Here is a 14,074-nt window from a genome sequence, read left to right on the forward strand (position 1 = left end):
GGCAGTTCTAATTTATCAGATCATGAAAACTTAATTTCAATTGACTTATTTCTGTTTCAGAGGGCAAATTTTCTACACCCTTGCCCCGCAAAAATTCTACAAGATTCTCTGTAGGCATATTCCCGACAAGCTTGTCAGCTGCCATTGGACAACCGCCGTAACCCGCTATTGCTCCGTCAAACCGGCGGCATCCTGCTGTCCATGCAGCTTCAATCTTTTCAACCCAGGTGCCGGGATTTGTATGAAAATGAGCCCCAAATTCCAAATTGGGAAAAGCTAAAGTAAGTTTGCCAAACAAATTACCAATAAGTGCCGGTTCCGCAATTCCAACCGTATCTGAAAGAGAAAAAATGCTGATATTCAGTCTGCTTAACTGCTCAACCCATTTCTCTGCAATTTCCGGCTCCCACTCTTCACCATAAGGATTTCCGAATCCCATAGAAATATAAATTACCAGCTCTTTCTCATATTTTTCGCAAAGTTCTGCAATGCTCTTTACTTCCTCTACTGATTGGCTAATTGTTTTCCCAGTATTCCTTAACTGAAATGTTTCTGAAATGGAAAAAGGATACCCCAGATAACTTATTTCGGGAAATTTAACTGCTTCTTCTGCTCCTCTTTTATTGGCTGTAATAGCCAGCAGTTTCGCTTTTGCTGAACTAAGGTCAAGTTGTTTCAGTACTTCTCCGGTATCTGCCATTTGCGGAACAGCTTTTGGTGAAACAAAACTTCCGAAATCAATTGTATCAAATCCAACCTGGAGTAATTCATTCAGGTACAACACCTTTTTTTCTGTCGGGATAAAAGACGTTATACCCTGAATAGCATCTCTCGGACATTCAACCAGCTTCATTTATTTTAAAATTTCTCTGGAGATTACAATCTTTTGTATCTCAGAAGTTCCTTCACCAATTGTACAAAGCTTTGCATCACGGTAGTACTTCTCGGCCGGGTAATCTTTCGTAAAACCATAACCTCCATGAATCTGCACACTTTCATTTGCTACTTCCACTGCCACTTCTGAGGCATAATATTTTGCCATGGCTGATAATTTGGTTACTTTCTCTCCCCTGTCTTTTAAACTTCCGGCTTTACGAATCAATAATTCCGCTGCCTCTATTTTTGTAGCCATATCCGCAAGTTTAAACGAAATGGCCTGAAAGTGAGAGATAGGCTGTCCAAACTGTTCCCGCTGTTTTGAGTAGCTTATAGCTGCGTTATATGCTCCTTTGGCTATCCCTAGAGATAATGCTGCTATAGAAATTCGCCCTCCATCCAGTATTTTTAAAGATTGCAGAAAGCCCTCGCCCACTTGTCCAAGTATGTTTTCATTGGAAATCCGGCAATTATCAAAAAACAAGCAGGCAGTTTCAGAAGCTCTCATCCCAAGTTTATTTTCTTTTTTCCCTGCAGTAAAGCCCGGTATACCTTTTTCCACAATAAAAGCGGTCATACCATGTGAATCGCCTTTTTCGCCTGTACGGGCAATCACTACCGCTACATCTCCGTGGATAGCATTGGTAATGAAATTTTTTGAACCATTTATTACCCATCCGTCTCCATCCGGCTTTGCAACTGTTTTCATATTTGCCGCGTCCGAGCCGGTACCTGTTTCTGTTAAACCCCAGGCGCCTATCCATTTCCCACTGGCAAGCAGCGGCAGATATTTATTTTTTTGTTCTTCATTCCCAAATTGAAGAATATGATTGGTACAAAGCGAATTATGAGCAGCAAGCGACAAGCCAACAGAACCGCACACCTGCGAAATCTCATCTATAATAGTAATATAAGCCTGATAATCGAGTCCTGATCCGCCATATGCTTCCGGCACAATTGCTCCCATAAAACCCTGCTCGCCCATTTTATGGAAAACATCTTCTGGAAATACCTGCGCTTCATCCCACTCCATCACATAAGGCTTGATGTAAGCGTCTGCGAATTCCTTTGCACTTTGTTTAATCAACTCTGATTGTTCATCAATCTCATCTTCAAAAAATCCCATACAAGCTATCCTTTATAATTGGTTGATGTAAAAACAATCAATTTTCTGTTTAGTTGGTTTTAGTAGTAGTAATTATCTGTTGAGAAATTATTCAGAAAAGCAATTAACCTATAACCTGCTATGCCGGAAATCCATGAATTACTTAATGAATTAAACAGGCGGTTTGAAAAAGTGAAGCTTGGGGGAGGGGTAAAAAAAATGGAGGCTCATAAAAAAAAAGGAAAGCTTACCGCTCGTGAAAGAATAGATTACTTACTGGATACAGGAACCGAAGTTTTAGAAATCGGCGGATTTTGCGGGGAAGGAATGTATGAAGATGAAGGAGGTTGCCCCTCTGGCGGAGTGGTTGTGGTTATGGGCTATGTTTCACAAAGAATGTGCGTAATTGTATCGAATGATGCAACTGTTAAAGCCGGCGCCTGGTTTCCGATTACCGCAAAGAAAATTCTTCGTGCACAGGAAATTGCAATGGAAAATAATCTTCCTGTTGTTTACCTGGTAGACAGTGCAGGAGTTTATCTGCCTATGCAGGATGAAGTTTTCCCGGATAAAGAACATTTTGGAAGGATTTTCAGGAACAATGCAAAAATGTCTTCAATGGGAATTATACAAATTTCTGCCATCATGGGAAGTTGTGTTGCCGGTGGGGCCTATTTACCCATTATGTCGGATCACGCATTAATTGTAGAAGGAACCGGCTCTGTTTTCCTGGCAGGATCGTACCTTGTAAAATCATCCATTGGCGAAGATATCGATAATGAAACCCTGGGAGGTGCTGCTACTCATTGCGAAATATCCGGAGTAACCGATAATAAATATCCAACCGACGAATCCTGTCTGGATGCTATAAAAAGGATTCTCGACAAAACAGGTCATAGTACTAAAGCCGGCTTCGACCGGATAGATTCGGTTAAACCTAAAAAACAACCGGAAGAGATTTACCACATCTTACCGGCTGACCGTACAAAACCATACGATATGCTCGATATCATAGAACGGCTTGTAGATAATTCCGAGTTTGAACAGTACAAAGAACTGTATGGCCAAACCCTTCTCTGTGGTTTTGCACGTGTTGACGGCTGGGCGGTAGGTATTATAGCCAACCAGCGGAAAGTGGTAAAATCAAAAAAAGGCGAGATGCAAATGGGCGGCGTAATTTACTCCGATTCTGCAGATAAAGCAGCTCGCTTTATAATGAACTGTAATCAGCAAAAAATTCCCCTGATTTTCTTCCAGGATGTTTCAGGCTTTATGGTTGGAAGCCGGTCTGAACATGGAGGAATTATTAAAGATGGGGCAAAAATGGTTTCGGCAATGGCGAATTCAGTAGTTCCCAAGTTTACATTCATCATCGGCAACTCGTATGGCGCCGGAAACTATGCCATGTGCGGTAAAGCTTACGACCCCCGGCTGATATTTTCATGGGTTACCGGTCAGATTGCAGTAATGAGCGGAGCTTCTGCGGGAAAAACATTATTACAGATACAGGAAGCAGCATTAAAGGCTCGTGGCGTAGAAATAACGGAAGATGAAGAGAAGATTTTATTAGACAAGATCAGTGAGAAATACGACTCGCAACTCAGCCCGTATTACGCGTCTGCACGCCTCTGGGTAGATGGAGTGATTGATCCGCTGGAAACACGACACATTATCTCTATGGGTATTGAAGCGGCCAATCATGCCCCAATTACAAGTCGGTACAATGTGGGCGTAATTCAGACCTGATAATTGAATCATAAGTTATGATAAACAAAGTTGTTAAAAATGCAGAAGCAGCTACATTTGATATTCCTGACGGGGCCGTATTAATGCTGGGAGGATTTGGATTATGCGGCATTCCTGAAAACTGCATTTCTGCCATACTCAAAAAAGGCATAAAAAACCTTACCTGTATTTCAAATAATGCAGGTATTGATGATTTCGGAATAGGGCTTTTGCTGAAAGCAAGGCAGGTAAAAAAGATGATTTCTTCTTATGTGGGTGAGAATGCTGAATTTGAACGGCAACTGCTTTCCGGCGAATTGGAGGTAGAGCTAAATCCTCAGGGAACGCTGGCAGAACGTATCCGTGCCGGTGGTGCGGGCATTCCGGCATTTTTCACTCCTGCAGGTGTAGGTACAGAAATAGCGGAAGGCAAAGAGATGAGAGAATTTAACGGAAAACAATACCTGCTTGAATCATGGCTTAAAGCGGATTATTCGCTTATCAAAGCCTGGAAAGGTGATACTGCGGGTAATTTAATTTTCAAAGGAACCGCCCGCAATTTTAACCCGATAATGGCTGCAGCAGGGAAAATAACAATTGCCGAAGTAGAAGAACTTGTACCGGCCGGGAGCCTTGATCCGAATGAAATACACACTCCGGGGATATTTGTAAACAGGATTTTTCAGGGAGAAAAATATGAAAAACGCATTGAGCATATCACTTTAAAAACCTAACCATGTTAAATAAGAACCAAATTGCCAAAAGGATTGCGCAGGAATTACTGGATGGTTATTATGTAAACCTTGGAATTGGAATACCCACGCTGGTCGCCAATTATATTCCCGATACTATAAACGTAGTGCTACAATCGGAAAACGGACTTTTAGGCATTGGCCCTTTTCCTACAGAGGAAGAAGTGAATGCGGATTTGATTAACGCCGGAAAACAAACAGTTACCATGCTGCCCGGCTCTTCCCTGTTCAATTCAGCAGAGAGTTTTGGAATGATCCGGGGCGGACATATAGATTTAACTGTTTTAGGCGCAATGGAAGTTTCAGAAAACGGCGACATAGCTAACTGGAAAATTCCGGGTAAAATGGTAAAAGGAATGGGTGGCGCTATGGATCTTGTTTCTTCGGCAAAATATATTATTGTAGCAATGCAGCATGTAAATAAAGAAGGTCAGTCAAAGCTCCTTAAAAAATGTTCACTGCCAATTACGGGATTAAGGTGTGTAAAAAAAATAGTTACTGAATTGGCTGTACTCGATGTTCTTCCACAGGGAGGATTCAAATTACTTGAATTAGCGCCCGATGTAACAATTGAAGATGTAAAGAAAGCAACTGAAGGAACCCTTATTATAGAAGGAGCTATCCCTGTAATGAAAATAGATTAACAACGCTTTTTTTAAATTCCTCTATTTCTGTTAAAAAACTAATCATTCTCAATTAATTTTTTTTACGCTCAAAACAAACTGTATTGAAGAATATTCGTTTATGGTTGTGGAGCAGCGTCTCCATGAAGTATTAACTTCATAATTTTTTTTTGGGAGGACGGCTTTCAGCCGTTCTTCTTTTTTATTCCCCGGGAACTGCGAAGTAAGGATTTACGATAAAATGCGAAAGCATCTGCATTTAAAACAATACATTTTTTTAACCTAAACAAAAACAAGTTGTAACATTAATTAGTTAAGATGCCTTATATTTACCTGATAAACAAGAAGTATAAATAGGTGCTGTAGTAAATTTCAATTCATATATACTAAAAAATATACAAGCATAATTGCAATAAAACTAATAAAAGCAAACAATACAGTAGCCCATCTGTCGCTTTTGATTCTTTCATCATAAGGCATTGCGGGGCTTCTTCTGAAGAAAACGCTATGGTCTCTCCGCTTACTGGAAACAGTGATGGGATGTGGTAATTTAATAATCATAGATAATGGGATTTATCTCTGATAAAACAAAAAACAAGCCAATTCAATGGCAGGGGAAGAAATTGAATTGTAAAATTTAGCTTACTAAATGAGGAACTATTATTCGATATTAGGGATTGATTCTTCGGCAACAGCAGAAGAAATAAAAGCCGCATTTAGAAAATTATCAAAAAAATACCATCCTGACCTAAACCAGGACAACCTGCAGGCTGAAGAGCATTTCAAAAATATACAGGAAGCTTATTACACCTTAAAAAGCCCTCTAAAAAGAAGAGAGTTTGATGACCGGTTAGGGCGTCATAATCAACAAAAAACAAGCTATAAAACCGCGGGAAATTTTACTGTTCCCTATCAGAAAATACATACACATTCGCAGACGCACAGAAAAGGATCAAAAAAATCAAGAAAATCAAAAGACAATCTTATCAATCGGTATATTATAGCCGCTGGAGTTTTCCTATTCATTGTGACAGCCATTATAATAAGCCGCCTGGAAAACAGCATGGCTCCTGTAGAAGATCATTCTGATTTCAACTACGAAAAAGAAACTGTAATAGACACGTTAGATTTAATTGAAGGGTATAAAGGCGATTCAATTTTTTTGAATCCTTTACAAAAAGGAGAAGATGCCACAAAATAACCGTATGATTGATTAAATTTGATAAAACAAAATGGCTGGTAAATTTTTTATTTAATAGTTAATTCTCACTCTTGCTTTGCTTATGAAAGATTATTACAAAATACTGGCCATTAATCATTCTGCTACCTTTCAGGAGATCAAAGAAGCGTTCAGAAAGCTCTCAAAAGAACATCATCCGGATTTAAATAATGGCAGTAAATATTCAGAGCAACGTTTCCAGGAAATCCAGGAAGCTTATTTTACATTAAAAAACAAAGCAAAAAGGGAAGAATATAACAAGGCGTTTGAAAACGCTAAAAGAAAAAGAAATTCAATAAAATATAAAATTACCAAAAGGCTGCAGGGCAATCCTTTCAAACCCTCATTTTACAGGTCTTACCATCCACTCTATGCATTGCTATGTTCGGGTTTTATTTTGGTTTTAATAGGTTTTATAATTTTAGATATTGAAAAAAATTACGAACAAAGCTCCAACTCGTTCAATATGGAGTATTACAACCGCACAGATACTACTCCGGTCTTAAATCTTATCTCCACATCAGAGGAAGAAACCGCGGTTAAACCCAAAAAAGTAATTGAATCGACAAAACAGGGCTTCCCAAATCCTATAAAGACAATAAAATCTGAAAAGACTGAAACGAAACTTGATGAAGAATTAATCATCAACGCAGTTGAAATAAAAAGAATTTCAAAATCTTCTGCTCTAAAAGATTCTGCTATTATACTCAAAAGCAAATAGTTTGCATATTCTTTAAGTTAACCCTTTTTTATTTTTTTCTGAAACTTCCACAGTTTCATAGTCGTAAAAACTAACACTGAATAATTTACGGGATACCCCTGTATTATTCTCGTTTAAAAGAATAAAATGAAGCAGTTTTTACGCTACATCTTTTTTACTACCCTAATTGCAATGGCAGTTTCATGTAAAAAAGATCCGGGAGGAAAAGGAGAAGAAGGAATTAATAAAATTGCTCCTGATGGTTTTTCATATACTACATCTCAAAAGGTAGATCTTGATATAACCTTATTGACAAATACAGGTGAACCGTTAAAAGGAATACCTTTAACTGTTAACCTGCCTGATAAGCCATCACAAGAAGATGCCATATTCAAAGCAATTACAGATGAAAACGGAAATATTAAGTCAACAATCAGTGTTGCTTCCTATCTTGACACCTTAATTATAGACCCGAATTATGTAGGGCTTCTTAGAAATGCGAAAGCTGTAATTGTTAATAATAAAATTAAATGTACGATTGGCGGAAAAGAAGGATTTAGTGGAGATATTTCGGAATCTGCAATTAATCCGTCTAACAAGCTTTCTTTAGCAAAAAAAGCATCTTTAAACACAGTAAGTGCCACAAAGCCCGCAAGTTATATTTATATGGGTTTGTATGATTTACAGGGCAGGCCATTATACAGAGAACTTTTCCCGGATAATATAAATGCTGAAATGCTGAGTTTAATAAATTCAACACTTCCTGAACAAAAAGACCAGCGAACATTACACCCTAATATTGTATCAGCAAATGCAGCTTCCTCAATTAACCTGACAAAGGAATCGGATGTATATGTTACCTTTATTTCTGAAGGAGCTACTTATTCCAATTCGATAGGTTATTATACCTATCCTACTCTCGATCCGCCGACAGATCCTTCTGATATTGAAAAAGTTTACTATGTTCTTCCAAATGCTTCCTTATACGGCCGCGGCGGCAGTATGAGATCAGGTGATAAAATTAAATTGGGAACGTTTCCTGCCGGTGTATCCATAGGTTTTGTTCTGTTTTCAAATGGCTGGAACAATAGCACTAAAAAAGTAAACAGCAATGCTGTAAAATACTATTCAAATTCTGCGCTGAATCCAGAAAGCAGTTCTTCATTGAAGAAACATAGTGTATTGTTAAACTATGCAAAAGAAAACCGCTTTATAATAGGTTTTGAAGATTCACCACGGGACCAGGAAGAATGCGATCATGATTTTAACGATGTAATGCTTTTCGCAAGCGCTAATCCAAGCACTTCTATATCCACATTGGGAGTTCAACCACTTGAGCAAGCGGCAGATGCTGATGGAGATGGAATTAATGATGAAGATGACGAATTTCCCAACGATGCTTCCCGTGCCTATACTAATTACTATCCGTCTAAAAATGCTTTTGCAACATTGTCATTTGAAGATAACTGGCCCGCTACCGGAGATTATGACCTGAACGACCTGGTTGTGAATTACCGTTATGCATTTATAACGAACTCAGCCAATAAAGTTGTTGAAATAAATGCGAATTATACTGTAAAGGCAGTGGGCGCATCTTATAGAAATGGATTCGGTGTGCAATTTCCATTTGATCCTTCACTCGTGAGTAAAGTAACAGGGCAAAAACTTGTAAATTCTTATATCCAGTTAAACGCTAAAGGGATAGAAGAAGGACAAAGCAAGGTAGTGGTAATACCATTCGACAACACCGATGCCCTGATATCAAATTATGCCGGTGCATATTTTGTGAACACTAAACCCTCTATGCCAAAAGTTGAGGGAGATACAGCTCATATTAATATAAAATTTTATTCTCCGGTTTCTCAGGAAACTATTGGGAGTGCTCCGTTCAATCCGTTTCTTATAAGCAATATGAGAAGAGGTTACGAAATTCATCTTCCCGGCCATCCACCTACAGATAAAGTAGATAAATCGCTATTCAATACTTTAAACGACAATTCAAATCCGGCAACAGGCCGTTATTATCTTACTAAAGAAAACTGGCCCTATGCTATAAATTTTCTTGAATCTTTTTCTTATCCGACGGAAGAAAGTGCTATAGACAAAACATTCCTGCACTTTTTGGATTGGACAAAATCAGGAGGAACATTATTTACCGACTGGTATATGAATTTGGGAAGCGGATACAGGAATTCTGAAAATATTTTTAACAAATAGCATAGTACCTGGAATCAGGGCAACTTATGATTCGAGATCATTATTTCACTATTTGAAAAATAATTTAATGAATAATCTTAAAGACAAGTTCTTTAATGAGTTCACTGTCCTCCGTATTACCTGTAGCCTCAACTCCTTTCGACTTTAAATCGCAGTCCCGTAAATAACTGATAATGTTAAATATTTTAGGCATCGGGTAACTTTTTGCCGCCTGTTCGTAATCTTTAACAAAAAAGGGGTTAACTCCAAGTTCGCGTGCAACGCTTGGCGCTGAATGATCTGAAAGATAATGGTACTTAAGAACCTTAACAAAATAGGTATTTAAAGTTCCGAGGGTTAACTGGATAGGATTTGTTTTGGGATTTGCAGCAAAATAATTTATGATCTGGTTAGCCTTATAAGCGTCCTTTCGGGCAAGGGCAGACTGTAGTTCAAATACATTAAACTCTTTACTGATGCCGATATTGTTATGCACATCTTCTGCAGTTATTTCTTTATCTTTAGGCACGTTGAGCATGAGTTTCTCCAACTCATTAGCAACTTTAGAAAGATCATTACCTAAATATTCAGCGATTAATGCTGCAGCTTTTGCATGTATCTTATATCCCTTTTCTTTTACAAAGTCCTCTATCCAGACAGGTATTTTATTGTCATAAACCACTACAGACTCAAAAACAATCCCGTTCTTTTCAATGGCTTTATATGTTTTCTTCCTCTTATCAAACTTTCCGTTTTTATAGCAAAAAATCAGTATGGTACTATTAAGGGGCTTTTCGAGGTAACTTAATAGTGGGTCGGCCGCTTTTTTATCGTCTTCGCTATCCTTGCTCCATTTAAGATCCTGCGCCTCTTTAACCAGTACAACCTGGTAATCGCTCATCATCGGGAATCGTTTTGCCGCATTGAGTATGGTAGTAAAATCGACATCGCGGCCGTAAAAAACGCTTTGATTAAATCCCCGCTCGGCTTCAGAAAGAACATTTTTTTCAAGGTACTCAGCAAAAAGATCTATATAATATGATTCTTCACCATGCAACAAATAAACCGGTTTAAAATTCCGTTTCTTCAAATCGCTAAAAAGGGCCGGAGCATTCATAATGCCAAATTACAAAATTATTTTTCCTGCATAGTGCATGTGCAAAACTATGGCTAATATTGCTTCATGTTTAAACCCGTTCCCCTGAATCTTCCACCCTTCCCTTTTAAAATAAAGGAAGATTCCGGTAACACCTATATTTTTGACCCTATACGAAAAAAATACATTATTCTCACTCCGGAGGAATGGGTTAGGCAACACCTGGCTCAATTTCTAATCATACATAAAAAATATCCTACTTCCTTATTTAATATAGAAGGTGGCCTGAAACTAAATTCGCTGCAAAAAAGAACCGACCTAGTTATTTACAATTCGATAGGGGAAAAAATTTTACTGGTTGAATGCAAGGCTCCTTCTGTTAAAATTTCCCAGAAAACCTTTGATCAGATTGCCCGCTACAATATAGTACATAAAATTCCGCTGTTGCTGGTGAGTAACGGTATCCATCATTATACCTGTACGATAAATTTTGAACAAGGCTCTTATGAATTTCTTCCGGACATTCCTCCCTACACTAAAACATAATACTACTCATTAATTGTAACTTTCTCATAGTCAAAACGTAGTAAATAGAATTATACATAATTCTAAATACAGCCCTTATGCATTACCAGATTTATCGCGAAGGATATTTAAGAAGTTATGAGAAAAACCTATTCATAGCTCTGCGCCTTCTATTAGCGTTCATAAGTATAAGCACTGCAGCTATAATCCTTCAGTTCCTCCCTACCGGATTCAGTATTCTTAACACTTTTTTTTGCATTTTTTTAATTGGAACCTGTGTAAAACTAAAAAATTCTGTGAACGAGGAACTGCTGCTTAAAATTGACAATGAAGGATTTGACTATTTTTCTTTCGAGGAAGACAAAGTCATTCGTATTCAGGCAGAAGAAATAAGCAAAATAACTACAGGATTTTGCGAACTGAAAGTCCATACCCGTGATAATTTGATCCACAAGATCAATATGGCGCCGATAAAAAAAGAGCAAACCCGCTGGGAAGTTAAAGAAATGGTAAAACAGCTTGCCAGACAATCTTTTTCTGTTGCAAGCTGAACTTTATTAGCTTAGACTTTTTAAGCTTTCCTCAAGCAGGCTGATCTTAGCTTCTGCATCGGCTTTTTTCTTTCGTTCGTTCTCAACTATTTCCGGTTTTGCATTTTGAACAAAACGTTCATTAGAAAGCTTTGCACTAACCGATTTAAGAAATCCATGCAGGTATTCAATCTCCTTTTGAATGCGTTCACGTTCTGCTTCAGCATCTATATTACCTGAAATGCTTACAAAAAATTCATCACGACCGGCAAGAAAAGTGGCAGCGCCTGTAATTTTATTTTCTGTGAACTCTACATCAGACACGTTGGCAAGCTTCGAAATAACAGGTAAGTATTCCTGATACTGAACACCGGAGTTTACCTTTATGGCAAGTGGCAAAGCTTCTTTCGGAGAAATTTGTTTAGAATTACGAATGTTACGTATTTCTGAAACCACTTGTTTAACAATCTCAATTTCCTGCAATAAAGGTTTATTCACTTCACCGGCTGCGGGATAAGGAGCTACAATACAACAATCAAGTTGTGCCCGCTCTCCAAATAATTCATCATGATAAAGCTCCTCTGTAATAAAGGGCATAAAAGGATGAACAAGCTTTAAAATTGTATCAAAAAAAGTGAGGGTAGCTTCAAAAGTAACCTTATCAAGCGGTTGCTGATATGCAGGTTTTACCATTTCCAGATACCAGGAGCAGAAATCATCCCACACCAGTTTATAAATACCCATTAGGGCTTCTGATAGGCGGTATTGAGTAAAGTTTTCTTCTATCTCTGCCAAAGCTGCATTAAACCGGCTTTCAAACCAGTTAATAGCTTTGGTATTCATGTTCTCCAGCTTAATATCAACTTCCCAGCCTTTAACCAAACGAAACGCATTCCAGATTTTATTAGCAAAATTCCTTCCCTGTTCGCAATAGGACTCATCGAACATGAGGTCATTACCAGCGGGCGAACAAAGCAGCATACCAACTCTTACGCCATCCGCACCATACTTTTCTATCAAACCAATCGGATCGGGAGAATTTCCAAGTGACTTGCTCATCTTCCTTCCTATCTTATCGCGGACAATACCGGTAAGATATACATTACGAAAAGGAGCTTCTCCCCTGAACTCCTGCCCTGCCATCATCATCCTGGCAACCCAGAAAAATAGAATTTCCGGTGCTGTTACCAGGTCGTTTGTGGGATAGTAATAGTTTATATCGGCATTTCCTTTTTCCTCAGGATGTCCGCACACAGAGGGATCAAAAACAGACATCGGCCAGAGCCAGGAAGAGAACCAGGTGTCAACTACGTCATCATCCTGCCTGATTATTTCTTCTGCCAGCGATCTGAATGCTGATTTTTCCTCTTCAGACATTCCGCTTCTTTCTTCAGAGCCTGTAATCAGTTGCTCAATTGCTTCTTCCTTTGTTTTGGCTACAACAGGTGCTTCATTTTTATAATACCATGCCGGAATTTGCTGCCCCCACCACAACTGGCGGCTTATACACCAATCGCGTACATTTTCCATCCAATACCGGTATGTATTCGTAAATTTGTCAGGAATCAGACGGATCTCACCATCTAATACATATTGCAAGGCTGGTTTTGCCATTTCGGGCATTTTGCAAAACCATTGCATGGATAGCTTAGGCTCAATAACCGCATCCGTACGTTCTGAAAAACCTATCTGTGATTTATAATCTTCTACTTTTTCAAGGTGGCCTGCTTCTCCCAGCAGAACTGCAATTTTTTTGCGGGCTGCAAACCGGTCCTCTCCTACCAGAATCTCAGCCTGTTCATTTAATGTTCCATCATCATTTAAAATATCAATTACCGGAAGATGGTGCTTAATACCCAATTCATAATCATTCAGATCATGTGCAGGTGTAACCTTTAAACATCCTGTTCCAAAATCCATTTCCACATACTCATCTTCAATGAGCGGAATTCCACGGTTAATAAGTGGAACAAGTACCGTTTTACCTTTTAAATGGCTATATCTTGTATCATTAGGGTTGATACAAACAGCCGTATCAGCCATAATCGTTTCAGGCCGTGTGGTAGCAATTACCAGGTATTCTGAAGTACCGGAAATAGTATAACGGATATAGTATAACTTCTGATTTACTTCCTTTCTGATAACTTCCTCGTCCGAAAGGGCGGTTTTGCCCTGCGGATCCCAGTTCACCATCCTTACACCACGATAAATCAGTCCTTTTTTATATAAATGAATAAACGTATCAATTACCGCATTGGAAAGATCTTCTTCCATTGTGAAACGTGTTCTGTCCCAGTCGCAGGAAGCTCCCAGGCGTTCGAGTTGCTTTAATATTATCCCACCATACTTGTCTTTCCATTCATAAGCATATTGCAAAAACTCGTCCCGGGTGATATTCTTCTTTTCAATCCCTCTTTCTTTTAACATTGCCACAACTTTTGCTTCTGTTGCAATGGATGCATGGTCGGTTCCGGGTACCCAACAGGCATTCTTTCCCTGCATACGTGCCCTCCGGATAAGCACATCCTGAATGGTATTATTAAGCATATGCCCCATGTGCAGCACGCCTGTAACGTTAGGAGGAGGAATTACAATCGTGTAAGGTTCGCGTTCATCCGGCACAGAACGAAAGAATTTCTTATCAAGCCAGTACTTGTACCATTTATTTTCAGTTTCCTGTGGATTATATGTTTTTGAAATATTCATTTATAAAGCGAAAGAATGGGC

Annotated in this window: 12 protein-coding genes; 8 read left to right on the forward strand and 4 right to left on the reverse strand. The window is 38.7% G+C overall.

Going from position 1 to position 14,074, the window contains the following annotated elements:
- Positions 1-7: 7 nt before the first annotated feature.
- Positions 8-853 carry a hydroxymethylglutaryl-CoA lyase gene (locus tag ACLCDL_RS04695; protein WP_423147117.1) on the reverse strand — a complete coding sequence of 282 codons (846 nt, stop codon included), beginning with the start codon at positions 851-853 and terminating at the stop codon, positions 8-10.
- Entirely contained in the window at positions 854-2,002 is a 1,149-nt protein-coding gene (locus tag ACLCDL_RS04700; RefSeq protein WP_423147118.1) for an acyl-CoA dehydrogenase family protein, read from the reverse strand.
- 120 nt (positions 2,003-2,122) lie between these two features.
- Here ACLCDL_RS04700 and ACLCDL_RS04705 point away from each other — a divergent pair, with 120 nt between their 5' ends.
- From ACLCDL_RS04705 to ACLCDL_RS04730, 6 genes are all read left to right on the forward strand, one after another.
- Positions 2,123-3,727 carry an acyl-CoA carboxylase subunit beta gene (locus ACLCDL_RS04705; RefSeq protein WP_423147119.1) on the forward strand — a complete coding sequence of 535 codons (1,605 nt, stop codon included), beginning with the start codon at positions 2,123-2,125 and terminating at the stop codon, positions 3,725-3,727.
- A 17-nt stretch (positions 3,728-3,744) separates the two neighbouring features.
- A complete protein-coding gene (locus ACLCDL_RS04710) occupies positions 3,745-4,440 on the forward strand; it encodes a CoA transferase subunit A (RefSeq protein WP_423147120.1) in 696 nt (231 codons plus the stop codon).
- A gap of 2 nt (positions 4,441-4,442) precedes the next feature.
- On the forward strand, positions 4,443-5,102 hold the full coding sequence (locus ACLCDL_RS04715; protein ID WP_423147121.1) for a 3-oxoacid CoA-transferase subunit B: 660 nt from the start codon (positions 4,443-4,445) through the stop codon (positions 5,100-5,102).
- A gap of 628 nt (positions 5,103-5,730) precedes the next feature.
- On the forward strand, positions 5,731-6,282 hold the full coding sequence (locus ACLCDL_RS04720) for a J domain-containing protein (protein ID WP_423147122.1): 552 nt from the start codon (positions 5,731-5,733) through the stop codon (positions 6,280-6,282).
- 82 nt (positions 6,283-6,364) lie between these two features.
- Positions 6,365-7,021, forward strand: a complete 657-nt coding sequence (locus ACLCDL_RS04725; protein WP_423147123.1) for a J domain-containing protein — start codon at positions 6,365-6,367, stop codon at positions 7,019-7,021.
- A 126-nt stretch (positions 7,022-7,147) separates the two neighbouring features.
- Complete coding sequence (locus tag ACLCDL_RS04730; protein WP_423147124.1) at positions 7,148-9,217, forward strand: LruC domain-containing protein; 2,070 nt, start codon at positions 7,148-7,150, stop codon at positions 9,215-9,217.
- A 64-nt stretch (positions 9,218-9,281) separates the two neighbouring features.
- Here ACLCDL_RS04730 and holA read toward each other — a convergent pair whose 3' ends face one another.
- Positions 9,282-10,313, reverse strand: coding sequence for a DNA polymerase III subunit delta (gene holA, locus ACLCDL_RS04735; RefSeq protein WP_423147125.1), 1,032 nt, complete (start codon positions 10,311-10,313; stop codon positions 9,282-9,284).
- 66 nt (positions 10,314-10,379) lie between these two features.
- Here holA and ACLCDL_RS04740 point away from each other — a divergent pair, with 66 nt between their 5' ends.
- A complete protein-coding gene (locus ACLCDL_RS04740; protein WP_423147126.1) occupies positions 10,380-10,838 on the forward strand; it encodes a type I restriction enzyme HsdR N-terminal domain-containing protein in 459 nt (152 codons plus the stop codon).
- Positions 10,839-11,113: 275 nt separating this feature from the next.
- Positions 11,114-11,368: a hypothetical protein gene (locus tag ACLCDL_RS04745; protein WP_423147127.1), complete on the forward strand. Its 255-nt coding sequence runs from the start codon at positions 11,114-11,116 to the stop codon at positions 11,366-11,368.
- A gap of 6 nt (positions 11,369-11,374) precedes the next feature.
- Here ACLCDL_RS04745 and ACLCDL_RS04750 read toward each other — a convergent pair whose 3' ends face one another.
- The gene (locus ACLCDL_RS04750) at positions 11,375-14,053 is read right to left on the reverse strand and encodes a valine--tRNA ligase (protein ID WP_423147128.1); all 2,679 of its coding nucleotides are present in this window, start codon (positions 14,051-14,053) and stop codon (positions 11,375-11,377) included.
- Between the last annotated feature and the right edge of the window lie 21 nt (positions 14,054-14,074).

The sequence above is a fragment of the Rubrilithobacter danxiaensis genome, assembly GCF_047272945.1.
In the GTDB taxonomy this organism is placed as follows: domain Bacteria; phylum Bacteroidota; class Bacteroidia; order Sphingobacteriales; family Sphingobacteriaceae; genus Rubrolithibacter; species Rubrolithibacter danxiaensis.